The sequence below is a fragment of the Enterococcus sp. 12C11_DIV0727 genome (assembly GCF_002148425.2).
In the GTDB taxonomy this organism is placed as follows: domain Bacteria; phylum Bacillota; class Bacilli; order Lactobacillales; family Enterococcaceae; genus Enterococcus_L; species Enterococcus_L lemimoniae.
The window spans coordinates 1,069,851-1,089,872 of the sequence record NZ_CP147248.1 but is presented as its reverse complement, the minus strand read 5'-3'; the positions used below and the strand labels follow the sequence as shown (position 1 = coordinate 1,089,872).

Below are 20,022 nucleotides of genomic sequence, written 5' to 3'. Positions count from 1 at the left end.
TTGAATGGTTTGAGTTTCAGAATGAATTTCTGGAACTCAAACTAAAAATGATGAATTTGATGATGAACTGAGTCAGTAATCTTTTATATAAGGGAGGTGAAACAATGAAAAAAATTAGATTATCCATATTTATGTCTATATTGTTCTGCGTTGGTTATTTCATATTTTATGGTCATCAAAACAAGATCCAAGCGGCACCTCCTTCAGGTTACTCAGATATTCTGACAGCACCAGGGGTAAATATTGTTCCAGGGGCAAATTCAGCTATTTCTGAAATCGATGGAGATTATGGTTCGATGTTTAAATTAACACAATATACATCTTATGAACCATTCGGAGAGGCTGAAACAATCGAATATGATTCTCATCTATCGAAGTCTTATCGCTTTCATAATGATACTGTGGCAAGCGAAAAGGGAGTTTGGATCAGAAATGCTGGGATGTACAATGGGCGAAGCGTAGATTTGAAATTAGTTATTGATCAGATGGATTTTGCAGATAAGGGTAGCGGGAATAGTCCATACTTCAATTTTGTTGCGGTTGACTTTTCTGATATTAACTCCACAGTAAATACGATCATTCCAAACACTAAAACTTGGGGTGAGGCATTTTTATTCTTAGGAAGTACTACAAGAAGTGCATCGAAAATCAATGATACGTATACGTTTGAGGACAATGCTTCCTATCACTACGAGTTTTATGATAGTGAAACAAAAAAACAGCTGAATTATAAAGGAACATGGAATTTTAACAATATCAATATAGCTAAGGCCGTAACCACGCCTTTCAATAATGATTTTGATAAAATGTTTGTTTTGGATTCTACATGGATCGGTTATAAGGATGCTAGCAAACCAAATTATCTTGAACTTTTTGGTAACGGAACTACAGTTAATGCACCAGCCAGTAGATTAACGCAACTTTTTGAAAGCCAGTCTTTTGCTACATCCATGGAGAAAAGATACAGTAACGGAAATGGTGGTACTGCTCTAGGTGCGATGGGGATTATGTATAGTACAGAGTCTCTTGCCAGAATAGCACCAGCTAAACCAATTATTTTTGCTGAAAAAAATAGTGCTGTTCATACAGAAGCTGACTATGGCAGAATCAAATATTCAATTTTACAAACGGTTGCTGATAACAAGCTTGAAAATAGAAATACGACTTTTTCAATCGAAACAATGGTTCCAAGTCAATATGATATTGATTTAAGTAAAGTAAGAGTGTATGAGTTTGGAACGGGAGAAACTGTCGAAAAGACAGGTCAATTTACTATCGCCATAGATCCAATGAATTCCAGCAGAGTTATTCTGACTGCAAAAGATCCGACAACGAATGAATTTAACGGCTCTGTTTTAGAGATAAAAGTAGAAGCCAAACAGAACGCTACATTCAAATTTAATAAAGTTGATCACAATTACCAGGTTGGCGGAAAAGATGATGCTCATATGATTTATGAGTTGGGTGGAACGACAACGACCACTCATTATACTTATCTGAATCGTTTTTCTGGTGATCTAAATGCTGAAGTCGTTGTACAAGATGATCAAACGAAGGCAAAAGTTCTCTACGAAGGTGTTCCTTATGGCGTTGCCAAAACGGATGTGAAAATCCCGATGGGGGGAAGTATTGCTACAGCATATCCAAATGCTAAAGACTTACTTACTTCATATGATGTTGATACAGGAAACGAAATCGATCGTCCGGTTACAGTTTCATACGTTGGAACGCCACCAGATATTAGTGCTAAACAACCTGGGGATATTGTAGATGTACCATTGATCATGACTTCTGCCAAAGGTGTTGAAACACCAATTACAGTAAAGATTGAGATAACTCAAACTATATTTGATTTAGACATCGAACATTTAGATGCAGAAACAGGCGCGGTAATCGCAACAACGAGTCCGTTGCCAAGTGGTGAAGCAGATGAGGAATATCTGGCTACATCAAAAGCAATTTCAGGTTATATTCCTACGGCTGTATTAGTAGATGGAGTGGATAAGACACCAGCGCAGTTAACCGATCCGTTAACAGTGACGGCTAAATTCGTAACGAATAAAAAAGTCACATTTAAATATACCAAGCTAAGAACACCCGTGGTCAATGCAAAGTTTGCTGTTAATCCAACCACTGTCCCCTTAGGTGGACAAACTGAGTATACAGCAACGATTCAAAATACTGCTCAAGCACCTACGAAATGGCGTAACGTTTTTTATCAAGTTGACACACCTTTTCCTGATAAAATCGTACCTGATCCAACAAGTGTGACAGTTAATGGTATGCCAATAGCAGCAGATAAAGTTGAATTTAATCCTATAACAAGAGCGTTTAAAATCAATCTTGGTGATTTGGATCAAAATCAGGTAATCATCAAATATAAAGTTGAAATTGCTGCAGATGCAACTTTGCAAACGTTAAAACAAACCTATACAGTATCCGGAGATGAGGCAGCGAAAACATCAAATGAAACTTCGCTAGCTATTATCGCTGGTGAAGGCCAGTTAAATGTTCTTTATAGGAAAAAAGATGAAACTAATAATGATGTGAAAATGGATCCAGATCGTGATGCAATCACTACTCAAAAAGATGGTACAGCATTTGATATCACACCTGAAACGTTTGATGGGTATGTCTTAGATAAAATCATTGTTGATGGTCAAGCATTACCAGAACCATTACCAACATCTGTCAAAGGGAAATACGGAGAAATTTCAACGATTGAATTCCATTACAAGGGAACATTATTAATCACATCGGCACCGTCTTTACTTGATTTTGAGATGAATGAAGCCAGTGCAAAAGAACTTCGAGTTGAAAGTGCTAAAACCGATAAGGATTTAGTTGTTACAGATACACGCGCAACAAAACAAAGATGGTATTTATATGCCAAAGTAACGGAAGATTTTAAAACAACTGACGGCTCGAATAAAACACTCTCAGGAATTTTACGCTATAACGATGGTGGAACAACTGAAAAAAGTTTTCCAGTAGATCAGAATCAATTATTGACGTCACCTGATAACTATTCAGATACGAAATATAACATTAGCCAAACTTGGACAGCTAAAGGAAAAGGCTTCAAAGTTGAAGTTCCAGGAGACTATGTCAAACAGTTAGGCGAATATCGAGCAAAAATTGTTTATACATTAAGTGAAGTGCCAAATCTTCCTTAAAGCGAAGGAGAGAGTGTCAATGATAAAGAAAGCAAAAAATTTGTATATTGGCCTAATGTTACTCGCTTTAACGGGAGGAATCTTGGGTATATTCGCTACTTCTGTATACGGAGAAGAAGCTGCAGTGCAAACAAATGGTGAGATTGTTTTTTCTGCTGAAAGTAGTGATTCAAGTTCTAGCACAACTCCTTCAGAATCAACAATTTCTAGCAGTGAACTGATTAAAAAGCCAACTGGCAAATATCCTTCAACAGGCGAACTTGTTATGAAGAGTTTGACGATTAGTGGAATAGCTTTAGCTGCTTTAGTAGTCATCTTTTATCTTGTTAAAAGAAAAAAAGATGCGAGTGAAAAGGAGGGATAAGCAATTGAAGAAAAAAACATTTCTTGCCGCTATTCTTCTTGGATCCCTTCTGTTTACACTTAGCAATACGAAGACTTCTTATGCTAAAGACGCTTCATTATCTGGAGATGCAGAAGTTGAGCTAAAAGGGTATAAAGAAGAAAATTCAATTATCCGAGATCCAGAAAATCCAAAAGTAGAAGTTGATCCTGGTGAAACACCACAAACTGAAGGAGACTTAAGGATTGATTTTGCTCCAAAACTGAATTTTAGTACAGTAATGATATCAGATGAAAATACTGTTTTTCCTGTAAATGCACAACTATTTCATGGTGATACTTCTGCTCGTGGAAATTTTGTGCAAGTATCAGACTATCGAGACGATTCAGATGGCTGGACGTTGCAAGTCAGACAGGAGAATCAATTTAAGCATACCACTAAATTGGGGGCAGAATTGAAAGGTGCAGTGATATCATTTGATCAAACGTGGGTCAATTCTTCAAGAGAGCTGACCAAAGCACCGACTGTATCAAAAGAAGTTATTCGTATGAGCAATGTAGGTGAAACGTATAACCTAGCTGTTGCACAAGCGGGCAAAGGGGCAGGAACTTGGAGTATTGTGTTTGGAGCATCACAAGAAAATCATAATGAACGTCCAAATACATTGGAAATAAGAAAAGACGGTTCAGGTAAAGAAATAATAGATCCGATCTTTAAAAAACCTGTGTACACAAACCGAGCAGTTACGCTCTCTGTGCCAGGGGCGACTGAGAAAGAAGCAGGCGCTTATTCAACGGTGCTAACTTGGGTATTAGCTGAGTTACCATAAATAGAACAAAAAAATTAGGAGGAAACACAAATGAAATTAACACACAAATTATGTGGTGCAGCGTTATTAGCTGTACTAGGTGTAGCAGTAGCAGCACCAGGCGCAACAAAAGCAGCACCAGATCATTCAAAAGCAGGCGAAGGTGAAATCCAATTCACTAAAGCTACTTATGGTTCATATGATTCTACAGGTGGGGTAGTACCACCAGATACAAGTTCTCAATCAACAACTGATACTGACCCTACTAAATTATTAGATGGTGAATTCGTTGTTCAAGGGATGTCAAAATTAGTCTTTAACGAACAACAAGCAACAACAGGTGCTATCAAGTCTTGGGCAAAACCAACAACTGCCAATAAAGTAGGAGCTGATGACCACGTTGCAAGACGAGCAAACTGGGTTCAATTTAAAGATGATCGTCTTGTAGATGATCGTACGTATGAATTGTCAGCTACACTTGTTGATTCAGATGGCAAAGGCGCATTTAAATTTGAAGATACTGCAAATAGCAAAACAAGAAGTATTAAGGGAGCAACAATTGACTACAAAAATACAAGATTAGAAGCTCATAAAGATAACCTTGCACTTGCACCAAGTACAAGTGGTCTACAACCAACACTTCATTTAGCTGAAAATACGAAAGCTAAATTGCTTACAGTTAACGAAAACAACACTGGTAAAGGTCGTGGAAAATACGCTGTTTACTTTGGTGATGTAATCAATCCAGCAAATTCTGATAAAGAATCAATCGAATTGAGCATTCCAGCGAACCAAGCTGATGATATCCGTGATGGTAAATACGTAGCAACAATTCTTTGGACACTTTCAGAAACACCAATGTAATACGAAGGCTACTATAATTTAACAAGTAGTAGATTAAAAGATTCACCGGTGGTTTGCCGGTGAATTCTTTCATGATGGAAGAGAGAGGACAACGAAGTACATGAAAAAACGAATTTTATTAAGTCTCTTTTTATGTTTATACATAGTTTCACTTTTTGGTTTTTCAAGAGATGCATATGCTGAATTGCAATTTGCATATGAAACTGTGCTACCTGAAAATCAAAAAGGGGAAGGGCGTTATTTTGACTTACGTATGACACCTGGGCAGGAACAAACGGTCCAAGTAATGTTAACGAATCGTGCAGATCAAGAACAAACGATTCAAGTTTCCTTAAATGGGGTAAAAACTAATTCAAATGGTGTTTTAGAATATGGACCAAGTGCATTGAAAAATGACCCATCTTTAAAACATGACTTTAAAGACATTGTTAAAGGGCCGTCAGAAGTAACCTTGGCTCCAAATGAAACAAAGCCCTTAGAGCTAACCATCACGATGCCAGCAACAAGCTATGATGGAAAAATCGTTGGTGGAATTTATTTGAAATCCAAACCAACAAAAGAAGAGGAAGAAGCAAATAAAAAAGCAAAAGGTGTAGTCAATGAGTATGCATTTTTAGTTGCAATGGTTTTGCAGGAAACAGATGAGAAAGTAACAAATGATTTAAAATTAAACAAAGTTTATGCAGGATTGTCAAACTATCGAAACAGTGTATTTGTCAATTTTTCAAATATAAAACCAGAATTTTTAAATAACATGACAGTAGAAATGGAAGTAATGGCAAAAGATTCAGATGCTGTTTTATATGATACAAAAAAAGCTGATATGAAGATGGCCCCAAATTCTATGATTGAATTTCCTTTAGAAATGAATGGAGATAAGATGGTCGCAGGGGATTATAAGGCCCATATATTGGTTACAAGTGGTGACCAAAAATGGGAATGGACAGAAAACTTTAAAATTACCAATGAAGAAGCTGATAAATATAATGCTCAAGATGTCTCTTTAATTCAGGAACCAGGAATTAATTGGAAACTAGTGGCTTTGATTGGTGCGGGTATTTTTCTGGCATTCTTAGCAATCTTCTTTATCGTTCGAGCGGTAAATAAGAATAAGAAGAAAAAGAAAGGAAATAAGAAGAGAAAGAAAAAATAAGCTTAAGGAGGTTATCGTAATATGAGTCTATTAGACTGGTTTTTCATTGGACAACTTTCCTTTGCGACGCTTAGTTTTTTGTTTATCTTTTTTTTCTTTTTCTATTCTTTATCGATTCGAAAAGAACTGAAGAAAGCAAAGTGGCAAAAACGACCTAAAAACAAAGCGAAACGAAAACGTTGGATAAAAGAGCGAAAGCAATTGGAAAAACGTCGGAAACAATTTGATCGAAATATTTTTATTTTTTTACTGTTCGTGATTATAGCGTCTGGAAGTGCTTTTTATTCTCGATATTATCAGATGACCCATTTAACAGCTGAAGATGCAAAAGGAGTTGTTCAAGGTTATTTTATGTCGGAAGATATCGAAAAAAAGTTGGAGACAATGAGAGATGGCGGAAGTATTGAAAAGGAATATCAAGCATATCTGGAAATTAGTTCTTTAATAGTAACCTATAGCAATCGATCTGTTTCTGACGGACTATCGGAAGAAGGAAAGCGATTATTGACCCGTTATAACGTGAGTATGAAAAACTTAGGGATGAATCTCCATAGTCTATCAGAACAACAATTAGAAAATAAAGAAACGATTGATGGCTATTTAAAAGATATTCAAAAAATGAAGCAGCAGCAAAAAGAAGTCTTCAAGTATTTTAGAGTGAATGAATCAGCATTAAAAAGAAAAGGGTAAGGGAACTGATTGCTGAGGGAAACAACATGAAACAGACAAAAAAAACTAAAGTTAGACGACAGTCGCTAAAAGCAACTCCTAACAGGGAATTAAGTCAACCAAAAAAAAGCAAAAAGAATGTAGTCGATCAAAAGAAAAGAAAAAGTAAAAAGTCGAATGAACCTACGAAGAAGTCTTCTTCTAGAAAGAAAAGACCCACAAAAAAATATATTGATCGTAAAAGAGAAGAGCAAAAGCAACTAGTAAAAGAATTAGTTGTGAGTTTATCCCTTTTATTAGGATTGATAGTTGTAGTACAGTCATTGCTTTTTTCTTTTCCATCGGTTGAGGGCTATGGAATGACCCCGTTGTTAAACGATGGTGAACGGGTGATTGTCAGAAAAACGAAGGAAATTAAACGGTTTGATTTAGTTTATATCAGGGAACCAGGAACCAAAAGAACGATGATCCGTAGAGTGATTGGTTTACCTGAAGAAGAAATAGCCTATCAAAACGATCAACTATTGGTTGATCAAAAGCCAATTGTAGAACGCTTTTTGAAGAAAGAACTAAATGAAGCAAAGGTGGAGCAACGATTATTGACGGATAACTTCAGTTTGAGAACTGTTACAGATGAAAGCCGTTTGCCCAAAGATAGCTACTTTGTTTTGGGAGATAATCGTCATTATGCTGCAGATAGCCGTAATTATGGCTGGGTTGAGAAGAAAGATATTTTAGGGGTTGTAAAAGTAAGAATATCACCGATGCATCAAATAACATCATTTTAAGGAAGAGATAGGAGGAATGGATATGGTAAAAGGACCTCATTTCTCAAAGAAAAGAAAACAACGGCAAACGACTTTAAGTCCAAATAAGCGAAGAGAACAACGACTAAATTTACCAAAAAAACAAAGTGAAAATAATACGCTGGAGCATAGAAGAAGTTGGCTAAAAGAAGGCTTTTGGTTTTTTGCACTTATACTAGTTATTGTTTTTTTAGTTGTATTTAAAACCCATCGTGTTTCAGGGAAATCAATGGCACCAACTTTTGAAAATAATGATCGAATTATTGTACAAAAGAACACATCCCCAAAAAGATATGAGATCGTGACATTTGATCCTGAGATTCCAAATGACCCAAGCTATGTCAAACGAATAATAGGACTTCCAGGGGACCAAATTTGGACAGAATCAAATGCGGTTTATATTCGTCCATCTAATGCTGCACCGTGGCAACAAGATGAAGTTCCCAAATTTATTATCAGCATGTTGCCGGATAGCACGCTTAAAGTATTGGTTCATGAGGAGGTAGCTTTAAAGCTAGCGGGGCTTTCCACAATCCCAAAAGGGAACTATTTTGTATTAGGAGACAATCGCGCTGAGTCCAAAGATAGTAGAGCCCTTGGATTAATTGAAGAAAAACAGATTGAAGGCGTAGTAGTATTTCGCTACTTTCCATTCAACAAAATGGGATTAGTGCACTGATAAAGTATGAAAAATAATAGCCACAAAGCGATACCGCACCACAGTTAATTTGTACATAGGAGGAAGAAATGGTATGAAACTAAAAATATGGCTTAAAAGAAAAGGTTGGGCATTTCTTTTAAGTGTACTCATTCCCATCGTAATAATGGCAGTAGTCTACTTAATGATGGGCATTTATCCTACTAGTCAAAGAACAGTCTTAGCGAGTGATGCGTTATCTCAAACTTCTAATTTTTTTGCAAGTTTTAATAATACATTACATGGGAAACAAAGTTTTTTTTATACATGGTATGGTTCTTTAGGATTGAATTACTGGTCATTTATGGCCTATTACATAAACGGCATTTTTAGTTTTGTTGTTGCGTTTTTTGATAATCAACATATTCCTGATGCACTGTATTTGATTTTGCTACTCAAATTCGGAGTCATTGGCGGTACATTTTGGATCATGAGTGATCGTTTATTTAAATTGCCGCAAATTGCAAAAATAATGTTAAGTGTTAGTTTTGCTTTGTGCGGATTTAGTATTGCCTATTCGCCGCAACAAATGTGGTTGGATGGATTAATCTATTTACCTTTAGTTATTTTAGGGATTCATTATTTAATGGATGACCGAAAACCGGCGCTATTATTTATTAGTTACTTATTACTATTTTTATCCAACTTTTATATGGCATTTATGGTTGGCGTATTTTCATTTTTATATGTGTTTTGTCGATTTTTAACAGAGCCTAAGCGATTTAAAGCAAGCTTGGTTCCTTACTTGATAACGTCGCTACTTGCAGGTGGTGCGTCGATGGTCACGATTTTGCCAACATTATTAGACTTGAAAAACAATGGTGAGGGATTAACACCTATCTATAGCTTTCTAACAAGAGGGATGGATATCTGGGATATTCCAGCAAAAACCATGGTAGGGTCCTACGATACTAGTAAATATGGGAGTGCACCTTTTATTTATTTTGGGATGCTAGGGTTGATTTTTTGTCTTTTCTATTTTACAAGTCGAAAAATCGCGCTTAAAAATAAGCTGATCTATGGAAGTTTGTTTCTTCTATTGATTGCAAGTGTTTATATTGAGCCGATGAATCTTTTTTGGCATGGAATGCATTCTCCTTATATGTTTTTATTTCGTTTTAGTTTCTTGTTTTCTTTTTTAGGGCTTTTATTGGCCGGCTTTGGATTAGAACAGGTAACCAAGGATGACTTCAATCGTTTGGTTAATGTTGTGTTGGGCTTGATTTTTCTATATGTTTTGATCAGTTTTGTAGCAAATCGTAAAAGATATGAGTATTTGGATCAGAAAACGTTACTTGCTACATTGACTGTTGCCTTGCTCTATGTGCTATTAGGCGTTCTGATTCAAAAGTGGCCGAAACGTTTGGTATTGATCGGATGTCTATTTTCTTTTGTTTTTATTGGAGAACAGTTGATTAATGCACAAAGAATTGTAAAAGGAATTGCAGGAGAATGGAATTATCCAGATCGTAGAGCTTATGATGATCATTTTTCTGATATCAATACATTGATCGAGACAACCAAAAATGAGAACACTAGTCTATACCGGGTAGGAAATGTTGATGCAACATCTCGAAATGAAAGTTTTATTCATGGATATAGCGGTGTTACAATGTTTTCTTCTATTCGAAATCGTCACTCTTCTCAGTATCTAGATCAGTTAGGCTTTCGTTCAGCGGGAACTAATTTGACGATTCAATATGAAAATAATACGTTGATTATGGATGCTTTATTAGGAATAAAATACAATTTAGCAAAAGAAGATTTAAGAAAATATGGCTATAAAGCGATAAAAACAGCAGGAGATTATACCTTGTATGAAAATCAGTTTGCAATGCCTCTAGGTATATTAACAGACAAGGGGATTTATAAGAAAAATGCTGTAAAAAATCAAACAGAACTAATGCAATACCTATCTGGGGACGAATCAAATATTTTTTCTTTTGCTGAAGTTGAGACAGTGAAAGAAAACAATGTCAAAGTAGAAGAACAAGAAGGTGGCGTTTATTATTCAAGAACCGCAAATACCAATCGTGAGTTGACCTATTCAATTGATGTTCCGGAGCGTTCCCAAGCCTATTTAAGTCTATATGGTAAAGGAACAGAAGTGGATATTATTACGAAAGTGAATGGGATACAGCGTCATGGGAGTCTGGATTCCAGCGGTCAGTATTATGATTTAGGCTATTATAAAGAAGCCAAAACGGTTGAAGTCCAGGTTGTATTCACTGGTGAAAATGTTGTACAACTGGTTAAACCCAAAGCGATGTTTTTAAATAGTGATCGTTTTGAGAATATGATGAAAACAATCAAAAAAAATGGTGTTTCGTTCGAAACTAGCGGTCGAACTTCAGAAGCAGAAGTAGAGTTGTCCAAAGATCAGGTTGTTTTGACAACTATCCCATTCGACAAAGGCTGGAGAGCTTATATTGATGGTAAAAGAGTTGAGATTCCCACATTTAAAGATGCTTTCTTAGCGCTGCCAGTTCCCAAAGGAAAACATACCGTAAAATTAGTATTTTTACCTGAAGGCTTTAGAATCGGTCTTTCATTATTTATTAGTTGTATTCTACTTTTTATAGTGTACAACTGGTGGCTAAGGAAGAAAATGAAACAACAGATTTATATACAGAAGGAGAAAGAGGAATGAAAAAAGCAATCAGGTATTTCCCAATTTTCGTTTTTAGTTTATTCATAATCAGTGGTTGTTCGGCAAAATTATCGGATAAAAAACAATACTTTGAAGCAGATGGAATTCAATATCAATTTCAATTGCCGAGTACTTGGGAAGTTACCAAAGATTATAAAGCAACTTATAATAAGTCCGCTGTTTTTGGAGCGAAGGATAAAAAGAGTAATTCTACTTTATTTGTTTTAGCTTCCCGTAAAGAGAATGTTGATTTAGCTGATTTTGGTGAACGAACGCGTAAAGAACTGGCAAAGCTATATAACTATAAAGCGAAAGATATATATATGAAAGAAACCAAAGTTGGCAAGTATAAAGCCTATAAATATACACTAAATACTACGTTTGACAAACGTTCTACTTGGTTACATCTCTATTATATTGAGACAGAACATGGCTTGGTTCATTTTGATTTTTATTCTGCTGATGATGGTCAACATGAGAAACGTGTTGATATCATTGATTCTTCCGCATACTCCATCAAAGAAAAAGAAGATCAAGGTCCTGTTGAAGATGAAGATGAAATTTTATTTGATTCAAGTGCATTAAACGTAAAAGTGACAGGTGTAATGGATTTATCTGGAGAGAATGATACTTTAGTTTATGCGATTCGTTATATGGTTACGAACAAAGGGAAACAAGATGATATCACACCAAAGAAATGGCAAGAGTTGATTAAAGTAACTCAAAATGATCAAGAGCTACAAGAAGGAACCGTTAAAAAAGATGATCAAGTAGTGGATATCACGAAGCTATTAGAACAACAAAATCAAACGATTCCCAGTGGGAAAAGTCTTGAGGCGGTTGTCATATATACGTTGAAAGAGAAGACAAAGGATATAGTACTTACACCTTCTAAAGAGGTCTTTACAGATGCTGAACCTGTCCATTTAACGCTTGCAAATGTTAGTGGAAAGGAAGGCGGGAAATAATGCAAAAAAAGCGTACTTTATTTTTGTGTGCAACAATGATTTTATTACTTATAATAAGTGCCTGCTCAGCAAATAAAAAGACAACTTCGATAGAACATGAACAACTACTTTGGCACGATACTAGAGAAAAGCCTTTTGGTCGATTTGATTATCCCAACATCAGCAAAGAAGAAGGACTCTCTTTGTTGAAAGACAAGTTTAAAGTAAAAGTACCAGATATGATAGCCCAAGCAGAGGCATTGATGGAAAAAGAAGTGGCAACAGATGGAGTGAAACCTGGTGATTCCGAATATACTCTTTATGCTGAAGGGGATGAATTAAGAATTCAAGGCTATTATCCATTTTCTAAAGAGAGTCAGCTAGAAACAGTTGCTGCAGTAGAATTTACGTATTTGTTTAGGCGGGAAGAAAAAGATGTTCGACTAAGAACTCAGAGTTTTTCTATTGTGAATGTTGGAGAAAAAGAAGCATTTACCAAAGAAAAATTTCATACTCTGTTAGAAGAAACGGCTAAAATAATTGATTTGCCTAAAACGATATCAGATCGTTCAATTGAAAATTTTGGCAAAACATATCAAGAATTAGATAGTCGCCCAGCAGCACAACGAGTAAAAGTTTATAGTAATGATGAGGAAATGACAGAAAAAAAACGAATCACACAGTCTATAGTGGCTGAATTCAGTCAAAAGAAAGAATTGAAAGGACTTCAAGTTGCGATTGTGGATCGTACGGAATAAACGAATAAAAGGGAGAAACTAAATGGCGGTCATTGTATTATATTCAGTTATGATAGGGTTTATTGGAGTTGGAGCTGATTTTCTTCGGCGCGTATGGATACTAGGGGAACAAAATAAAAAGAACAAGCAGTTTGTACAAATGCTTTTCTTTTTATTCGTTATAGGAGTAATTACCCGTTTTATTAATATCAATCAATTGCCTGGCCTCCAAATCGATGAAGCGATGTCAGGATATGATACCTGGGCTTTAGCCAATTATGGGACAGACAGTGCCTTGAATTCGTGGCCAATTTACTTGATGGGGTACGGGACAGGACCGTCTGCATTTTATACTTATTTATCTTTACCATTTGTAAAACTATTAGGATTATCTCTTGTTAGTACTCGTTTAGCAATGGCTTGTCTTTCTTCTTTTACGATTTTGACAGTATTATGGACCCTATTAAGACTGAAACTATCAGAAACGTTAACTGTATCGATTTTCTTTATGCTGATCATTAACCCATGGCATATGTTGATTAGTCGGTTTGGTTTGGATGCAAATGTAGCGCCACATTTATTATTAATTGCTGTTTGTCTAGTTTTAGTTGGTATGAATGAAGTAGAAAACAAGCAGATGATTTTTTATAGTCTAGGGATTTGGTTGATTGGTTTAACTTCATATGCCTATTTAGCAACGTGGTTTTTCTTACCTGTATTTTTACTTTTTCTTTTAGGCTATTTCCTAAAAAAAAATCTATTAAATAGATGGCAAGTGATGGTATTAATGACCATTTTAATCGTTACGATCATCCCTATCGTGATTTTTGCATATGTCCAGTATGTGCGGCATGAAACCCTGACTATTTACGGTATAACATTTGCAAAAATGATCGGTAGTCAGAGTGAAGGGCAGACCATTTTATTTCAAAAAGATATTTGGAGCGCATTTTTAGGTAATCTTCAACGAATTTTGGGTTTTCTTTTAAGTGGTAGAGATGGCTTGATCTTTAGTTCAATACATGGGTTTGGTTTTATGTACAACTTGGCGGGGTTACTGTTGGCTAGTTTAGGTTGGATCCACATGCGGCAGGAGAAAAGTCCGTTGAGTCAATTAACGATGGGCTGGTTTGTATGTAGCATTCCTTTATTGCTAATTATCGTTCCTGTTGTCCATCATTGGAATGTCATTATGTTTCCTTTAATTATTATGATGGGATATGGACTTGCCAGTTTAGGGGTATTAGAAAATAAGACAGTTTTCAAAAGTACATTTGTCTTTTTCTCAATATTATTTGTTGCCTATGTTTACACCTATAATGTTGTCTATAAAGAAGAACAGCAAGATAGCACGTATATGGCACCGATCACATTAGAAGAGATACTTGTGGTTGGAAATGAAAAAAATTTAGAAAAAATATATATTGAGCGAACTAGCTTGAAACAGTTGCAAGACTTAACCTTTATCTTCATCCGCTTTTATGATCCTATCTCACCAGAGAGTTATCAGGCTAGCCGTGATACGCCATATGATAAAAATAGTAATCTGACCTATCGTTATTATGGAAAGTATATTTTTTTAGATGAAAATGAGGCTACAAAAAAGGATGAAACAAGCGTTGGTTATCTGTATCACAAAGGAACTGATTTATCGAAAAAAACATTTTTAAAGGATTTTTCAGTGAATGAAAATGCTGATTTCATCCTTTTTTATAAAGAATAGTTAACAAGTCAGGAGGAAATCTAAATGAAGCGAATTACTGTGATCATTCCATTTTTGAATGAAGAATCTGTTTTAGAAAAACTGTACGAACGACTCATTTTATTAGCGGATGATTGTTCTACGTATCGTTTTGATTTCCTCTTTGTAAATGATGGCAGTAATGATCAAAGCTTAGCAATTGTATTAGGGCTAAGAAAAAAGGATGACAGAGTCACCCTGCTTGATCTTTCAAGAAATTATGGGAAAGAAATTGCGATGTTGGCTGGTTTCGATCATGCTAAAGGAGACGCAGTGGTTGTAATTGATTCTGATTTACAGCAGCCACCAGAATTAATTAAAGAAATGATTATTTGGTGGGAAAAAGGCTACGAAGATGTATATGCGGTCAGAAAAGAACGAAAAGGGGAACATTTTTTTAAAAAATGGACTTCTGCTTGTTACTATAAAATTTTACAAAAAGCGAGTAAGACAAACATTTATCCGAATGCAGGTGATTTTCGTTTGCTAGATCGAAAAGCTGTAGAGGCGCTAAAAACGATTCGGGAACATGAACGCTATACTAAAGGGTTGTATGGCTGGATCGGATTTAAGAAAAAGGAACTCTATTATGATGCTGATGAACGAGCTGGAGGAACGACAAAATGGCGTTTTTCAGCTTTGTTTAATCTTGCGATGAATGGAGTCACCTCTTACACAACATTGCCATTGAAAATCACAACGGTTATCGGAGGGATCGTTTCATTCGCAGCATTTATATATATGCTGATCGTTTTAGTTCAAACACTTCTTTTAGGAGCAGATGTTTCAGGGTATCCTTCATTAATGATCGGTATTTTATTTCTTGGAGGACTTCAATTGATTTCGCTTGGCATTATTGGAGAATATTTAGGTCGAGTGTTTAATGAAACGAAAAAACGACCATTGTATTTTATTGACACGTATTATGATACCCAAAGTTCGGAGACATCTAAACTAAGTGAACAAAAACTAGAGGGAAACCCTATTTTTTCATTGATAGAAGAAAATAAGAGAATCAGAAAGGAGCATCGTCATTAGTGAAAAGGCATTTAGGCATTGAATTATTACGAATGGTATCTATGTTTATGATTTTGATTCTACATATTTTAGGAAATGGCGGAATTTTGAATAATGTACAGATTGGTAGTTTCAACTATTATCTTTTTTGGGCAGTAGAGATTATATGCTTTGTCGCTGTAAACTGTTTTGCTTTAGTAACGGGTTACTTTATGAGTAAAGGAAAGTGGCGAATTGGACGATTTATTCAGTTGTGGGTTGAAGTACTTTTTTATTCAGTTATGATAAGTCTCGTTACTTATTTTATTTTAGGCGAGATTGTTCCACTATCGATGTATACTGATTCATTATTTCCTTTATTCAAAAAAAACTATTGGTTTTTCTCGGCATATGCAGGTTTATTTTTGTTCATGCCGTTACTAAATAAAGCCATAAATAAACTTACAAAAAAAGAAATGCTTTACGGTGTATCCGTCATCGTGCTTTTTGGTTCAGCATCTATTCTATTTAAAGCGGATCCGTTTAATTTGGCTGAAGGGTATAGTATGATTTGGCTGATTTTTATGTATTTTATTGGTGCATTTATTCGTTTACATGTGGATATTGACTCTATTAACAAGAAGAAAATCCTTTACTATTACTTAGGCATAAATAGTGTATCGTTAGGGCTGATTGCGATTAAAACAATGGTAGGAAGTTTGGAAGAGTCCAGAGATACTGTTTGGTTTATCCATTACGTGTCGCCGCTTATTATAGCAAGTTCTATTTTATTCTTTATTTTATTTTTAAAAGCGCCAATCAAAAATAAACAACGTTCTTTTGTGATTGAAAAAGTCGTACCTTATTCTTTTGCTGTTTATCTTATTCATACGCATCCAATCATTTTTTATTTTATCTTAAAAGATCGTTTCATTTTTTTAGTAAATGAGCCGACTATTATGGCAATGATTCAAGTGTTGATATTCGCAAGTTTGATTTATTTGAGTTGTCTTTTGATTGATTTTATTCGATCGCTGTTATTTCAATTATTACGAGTTTCAAATTTAACAGATAAAATTGGAGAAAAGTTGCATCAGTTGATTGGGTTATAACTCTAGGAGTTATATTCCAATCATTTTTTGTTTATAGTTGGCAGATAAATTGAATAGGAGCAGTAACATCGAGAAGTTTATTATGCTATACTCAAATGTACGAATTGAATTTTTCCGATTACACCAATTCTTGAATAAAGGGCGAGTGAATAAGCGGAAATGAAGCGTTCAAAATAATAATAGAATGGCATTAAAGCTAAAAAGGAGTTTAACAACCAATGAACATAGTATTTTGTGATATAGACGGAACATTTCAAGATCTTGGTGGCGAGGTACCTCAAGTCAATTATGATGCAATTTATGCCCTGCAAAAGCAAGGGGATCATTTTGTGTTTATCAGTGGACGAGGGTATGCACAGTTGACTGAATTGATGGATCAGTTAGATAGTGAATGTGATGTTATCTTTAGCAATGGCGGCGGCTACAAATTAGTTGGCGAACCAGTGCAGTATAATCACTGTTTATCAATGGCTGAGTGTGAAAGAGTGATAGCTACTTTAGAAGAGCGCAATATTTTTTATCATATTCACACGAACGAAGGAATCATTTTAAAAGCAGTTGAAAAATACGAGACAAATATTTTGGCTTTAAGAAAAAAACTTGAACCAATTGGCGCTATGGGAAAACAAATCATGGACTTCAAAGAAAGCTTTTTCAAAGAGCAGTGTCAGCACGTTGACGATCCATACCGTTATCTGACTGAACATCCTGAATTAAAAGTGATGAAAATTGAATTGATGGAAGCCAGTGATCAAGAACACGAACTTTTACGTGACGTGTTAAGTAGTGATAGCGCAGAAGTCTTCTCTTCATTTATTCAGTGTCTGGAAATCGTTGATCCAAAAAGTAGCAAAGGCAATGCAATCAATGAGTTTATGAAAAAATATCCAGGAGCTCGCAGTTATGGTATTGGCGATGGTGAAAATGACTTGGCTATGTTAGACGTTGTCGATGTTCCAGTTGCAGTGGGCAATGCAAAACCAATCGTCAAAGAAAAGTGTCAAAAAATTATTGGAGACTGTTTAGACGGCGGTGTTGGGCAATTTATATTTGAAGAAATTATTGAATAAGGTAGTTTCATATAAAAAAATTCGATAGTTAGTAGAACTGTGGAATAGGCATACAAATACGTGGTCATTGACGTAAAAGAATTATTTTATCGTTTTGGGGGAGTATAAATGAAAGAAAATAAAGAAAACATCGAACACGATTTAGAGTATTATCAATCAGGTATCCGACAATTGTATCTAAAAACCTATCAAAAATATCTGTTGATTCTGCTGGCGGTCATGTTGGGAACCGCTATTGGAATTGGAGCCACTGAATCAATCGTTAGATGGTTGTTAATTGCAGTCTTTTTAATTGAAGCGGGGATTGTGGTCTATTTGTTCCGTTATTTGCGAGCTGAAACATTTGAAGCGTATTTTCAGCAAATAAAAGAACAGTTACCAAATGAGTTTCAGAAAACGACGTCGATTGAAATCCAAGAAGATGACCAAGCGTATTATTTTTCAGATGATCAGGCGTTATTTGTTAAATTGAAAAAGAAAAACACTCGAAATTTTCCGTCAAAGATCAGACAATATACCTTGTTGGTCGGTTTTACAGGCGAAATAAATAAAAATGGACTAGAACAGCCACTACAATTTTTTTACTATGATATCACTCAAATCAAACATTCGGCGAATTATAAAAAAGAAATACTAAAAAATACTAATTTTATTGCAAAGCGTAGAAAAAGGAGAATCAAAACTACTGTTTTAACGCTTATTTTACTAGCCGTACTAGGTATGTTAGTTTATTTTGGTGCAAAAACATACTTACAAGACGATGGTCGAACCTTATATGAAAAAGGGGTTGAGGGTGAAGATGAGGATAATATTGGTCAAGAGACGCAGGTAAGGATTAGTGAGCTTGCTATCACCAATGAAAATGAAACGTTGAAAATTCAGTTGCCAAAGCGTTTTCATGAAGAAAAAGGTGAATTGTCATCAGCAGATGAAGTAAAAGGACTGGCAAGTAAAGCCTTCAGTAGTCCCACACTCTATGTTTCAATCCTCATGAGTCAAGTATCAAATGCAACTAGCTTATCAGAATTTGTAGGTCAAGTGCTAGAAGACGACGGTAAAATAAACGATAAAAAAACTAACGAAACGTTACATCCTGATTTGTTCAAAAACGAATATATCATCACCACTAAAACTAGTAAAAATGGTCAGCCAGATTCTAGCAATTATACGACTTATTTCTTTGAAACAGGTCATAATTATGGCTGGATCATGTGTGAAATAACAGCAACTTCTCAAACGGATGACCTTGACTTAGCGCAACAAGTACAAGAAATCCTGGGTTCAATCGAACTTGATACAAAAGGGACAGTTATTTAAAAAAGAACCTTCTATTCAAAGATGTCGTAATCTTCGAAGTTAGACGATAATATCTAACTTCAAAAGGGTTCGTACATTTAGGTAGAAGGTTTTTTTTTTAGTAGATAGTATTCAGTAATCTTAATGATTATCTAGTTAGCAAACTGTTGAATGATTTCATTTAAGGCTTGTGCAGCATTGGCGCCGGCCCGATTATTATAGTAAGCAGCAAATCGTTCATCGGCTACATACATCTGACCAAGGCCTCGGTGCATTTCAGCTGAATAGGTAGGTGAAGTATAGCTTAACCATTCTTTGTGTTTTGAAAAGACTGTTTCTGCTTCTTGCGAGTGATAGTCTTTGGTTTCCATCACAACTTTTAATGCGTCGATCAGTTCTTTTTCTGCAGTTTCCATTTGATTAAAATCTGCTTCACTTAGATTTAGCCACTTTTGATTGGATGCTTCCACTGTTTCCTCCCCATACTTTTCTCGAATTTCTTGTCCGTAGCTTGCTTCATTTTTCTGTAGTTTTTCTTGTTTAAAGCCAATAAATTTTTCTTTGTCGGTCATGATTAGCTCTCCCTTTTGATAACGTAATGTTTTTTCTACAGTCAGGATTAGATGATCCATTTGTCGCCGCTTTTCCAATAATTTTTGATAATGGTCCTGTAACGCGTGTTGGGGGTCATAGTTTGGTGTGCCAAGTAACGTTTGGATGTCCTCTAATTTCATATCCAACGAACGATAAAAAAGGATTTGCTGCAGCTTATCGATTTCCTTTGTTCCATAGATACGATAACCAGAAGAATTAATACGTGCCGGTTTTAATAAGTTGATTTCATCATAATAACGCAACGTTCGCGTACTGATTCCAGATAATTCGGCAATTTTTTTGATTGTGTATTCCATCTCTTTCCCTCCTGTATGAATCTAGCATAAACCTTTACTTAACGTG

At 35.5% G+C, this 20,022-nt stretch carries 17 protein-coding genes; 16 read left to right on the top strand and 1 reads right to left on the bottom strand.

What is annotated here, in order from left to right; all coding sequences use genetic code 11:
* Positions 1-104 precede the first annotated feature (104 nt).
* From A5866_RS05245 to A5866_RS05170, 16 genes are all read left to right on the top strand, one after another.
* On the top strand, positions 105-3,176 hold the full coding sequence (locus A5866_RS05245) for a hypothetical protein (RefSeq protein ID WP_086444166.1): 3,072 nt from the start codon (positions 105-107) through the stop codon (positions 3,174-3,176).
* A 19-nt stretch (positions 3,177-3,195) separates the two neighbouring features.
* Positions 3,196-3,540: an LPXTG cell wall anchor domain-containing protein gene (locus tag A5866_RS05240; protein WP_086278999.1), complete on the top strand. Its 345-nt coding sequence runs from the start codon at positions 3,196-3,198 to the stop codon at positions 3,538-3,540.
* Positions 3,541-3,544: 4 nt separating this feature from the next.
* Positions 3,545-4,348, top strand: a complete 804-nt coding sequence (locus A5866_RS05235; protein ID WP_086444167.1) for a WxL domain-containing protein — start codon at positions 3,545-3,547, stop codon at positions 4,346-4,348.
* A gap of 30 nt (positions 4,349-4,378) precedes the next feature.
* The gene (locus A5866_RS05230; protein WP_086444168.1) at positions 4,379-5,191 is read left to right on the top strand and encodes a WxL domain-containing protein; all 813 of its coding nucleotides are present in this window, start codon (positions 4,379-4,381) and stop codon (positions 5,189-5,191) included.
* Positions 5,192-5,291: 100 nt separating this feature from the next.
* Complete coding sequence (locus A5866_RS05225) at positions 5,292-6,344, top strand: DUF916 and DUF3324 domain-containing protein (RefSeq protein WP_086279002.1); 1,053 nt, start codon at positions 5,292-5,294, stop codon at positions 6,342-6,344.
* Positions 6,345-6,365: 21 nt separating this feature from the next.
* Positions 6,366-7,034, top strand: a complete 669-nt coding sequence (locus tag A5866_RS05220; protein WP_086279003.1) for a hypothetical protein — start codon at positions 6,366-6,368, stop codon at positions 7,032-7,034.
* A 26-nt stretch (positions 7,035-7,060) separates the two neighbouring features.
* A complete protein-coding gene (lepB, locus tag A5866_RS05215; protein ID WP_086279004.1) occupies positions 7,061-7,801 on the top strand; it encodes a signal peptidase I in 741 nt (246 codons plus the stop codon).
* 22 nt (positions 7,802-7,823) lie between these two features.
* Positions 7,824-8,498, top strand: coding sequence for a signal peptidase I (gene lepB / locus A5866_RS05210; RefSeq protein WP_086279005.1), 675 nt, complete (start codon positions 7,824-7,826; stop codon positions 8,496-8,498).
* A gap of 73 nt (positions 8,499-8,571) precedes the next feature.
* Positions 8,572-11,166: a YfhO family protein gene (locus A5866_RS05205; RefSeq protein WP_086444169.1), complete on the top strand. Its 2,595-nt coding sequence runs from the start codon at positions 8,572-8,574 to the stop codon at positions 11,164-11,166.
* Complete coding sequence (locus A5866_RS05200; RefSeq protein WP_086444170.1) at positions 11,163-12,134, top strand: DUF5067 domain-containing protein; 972 nt, start codon at positions 11,163-11,165, stop codon at positions 12,132-12,134. The genes A5866_RS05205 and A5866_RS05200 overlap by 4 nt, the downstream gene beginning before the upstream one ends.
* Positions 12,134-12,871, top strand: a complete 738-nt coding sequence (locus A5866_RS05195) for a hypothetical protein (protein ID WP_086279008.1) — start codon at positions 12,134-12,136, stop codon at positions 12,869-12,871. The genes A5866_RS05200 and A5866_RS05195 overlap by 1 nt, the downstream gene beginning before the upstream one ends.
* 22 nt (positions 12,872-12,893) lie before the next feature.
* Positions 12,894-14,573, top strand: a complete 1,680-nt coding sequence (locus tag A5866_RS05190) for a hypothetical protein (RefSeq protein ID WP_086444171.1) — start codon at positions 12,894-12,896, stop codon at positions 14,571-14,573.
* Between the two features lie 24 nt (positions 14,574-14,597).
* Positions 14,598-15,629, top strand: a complete 1,032-nt coding sequence (locus A5866_RS05185) for a glycosyltransferase family 2 protein (protein WP_086444172.1) — start codon at positions 14,598-14,600, stop codon at positions 15,627-15,629.
* On the top strand, positions 15,629-16,699 hold the full coding sequence (locus A5866_RS05180; protein WP_086279011.1) for an acyltransferase: 1,071 nt from the start codon (positions 15,629-15,631) through the stop codon (positions 16,697-16,699). The genes A5866_RS05185 and A5866_RS05180 overlap by 1 nt, the downstream gene beginning before the upstream one ends.
* A gap of 218 nt (positions 16,700-16,917) precedes the next feature.
* Positions 16,918-17,769 (top strand): HAD family hydrolase, encoded by an 852-nt coding sequence (locus A5866_RS05175; RefSeq protein ID WP_086279012.1) that lies wholly within the window; start codon positions 16,918-16,920, stop codon positions 17,767-17,769.
* Positions 17,770-17,877: 108 nt separating this feature from the next.
* Positions 17,878-19,086: a hypothetical protein gene (locus A5866_RS05170; protein ID WP_086444173.1), complete on the top strand. Its 1,209-nt coding sequence runs from the start codon at positions 17,878-17,880 to the stop codon at positions 19,084-19,086.
* A gap of 131 nt (positions 19,087-19,217) precedes the next feature.
* On the opposite strand, the gene A5866_RS05165 is transcribed toward A5866_RS05170, so the two are convergent.
* Positions 19,218-19,976 carry a MerR family transcriptional regulator gene (locus A5866_RS05165; protein WP_086279014.1) on the bottom strand — a complete coding sequence of 253 codons (759 nt, stop codon included), beginning with the start codon at positions 19,974-19,976 and terminating at the stop codon, positions 19,218-19,220.
* Positions 19,977-20,022 lie beyond the last annotated feature (46 nt).

Excerpts from the sequence above, each read along its gene's own strand:
- A5866_RS05245 (WP_086444166.1), top strand. The coding sequence starts at position 105 with ATGAAAAAAATTAGATTATCCATATTTATGTCTATATTGTTCTGCGTT.
- A5866_RS05240 (WP_086278999.1), top strand. The coding sequence starts at position 3,196 with ATGATAAAGAAAGCAAAAAATTTGTATATTGGCCTAATGTTACTCGCT.
- A5866_RS05230 (WP_086444168.1), top strand. The coding sequence starts at position 4,379 with ATGAAATTAACACACAAATTATGTGGTGCAGCGTTATTAGCTGTACTA.
- A5866_RS05225 (WP_086279002.1), top strand. The coding sequence starts at position 5,292 with ATGAAAAAACGAATTTTATTAAGTCTCTTTTTATGTTTATACATAGTT.
- A5866_RS05220 (WP_086279003.1), top strand. The coding sequence starts at position 6,366 with ATGAGTCTATTAGACTGGTTTTTCATTGGACAACTTTCCTTTGCGACG.
- lepB (WP_086279004.1), top strand. The coding sequence starts at position 7,061 with ATGAAACAGACAAAAAAAACTAAAGTTAGACGACAGTCGCTAAAAGCA.
- lepB (WP_086279005.1), top strand. The coding sequence starts at position 7,824 with ATGGTAAAAGGACCTCATTTCTCAAAGAAAAGAAAACAACGGCAAACG.
- A5866_RS05205 (WP_086444169.1), top strand. The coding sequence starts at position 8,572 with ATGAAACTAAAAATATGGCTTAAAAGAAAAGGTTGGGCATTTCTTTTA.
- A5866_RS05200 (WP_086444170.1), top strand. The coding sequence starts at position 11,163 with ATGAAAAAAGCAATCAGGTATTTCCCAATTTTCGTTTTTAGTTTATTC.
- A5866_RS05195 (WP_086279008.1), top strand. The coding sequence starts at position 12,134 with ATGCAAAAAAAGCGTACTTTATTTTTGTGTGCAACAATGATTTTATTA.
- A5866_RS05190 (WP_086444171.1), top strand. The coding sequence starts at position 12,894 with ATGGCGGTCATTGTATTATATTCAGTTATGATAGGGTTTATTGGAGTT.
- A5866_RS05185 (WP_086444172.1), top strand. The coding sequence starts at position 14,598 with ATGAAGCGAATTACTGTGATCATTCCATTTTTGAATGAAGAATCTGTT.
- A5866_RS05175 (WP_086279012.1), top strand. The coding sequence starts at position 16,918 with ATGAACATAGTATTTTGTGATATAGACGGAACATTTCAAGATCTTGGT.
- A5866_RS05170 (WP_086444173.1), top strand. The coding sequence starts at position 17,878 with ATGAAAGAAAATAAAGAAAACATCGAACACGATTTAGAGTATTATCAA.
- A5866_RS05165 (WP_086279014.1), bottom strand. The coding sequence starts at position 19,976 with ATGGAATACACAATCAAAAAAATTGCCGAATTATCTGGAATCAGTACG.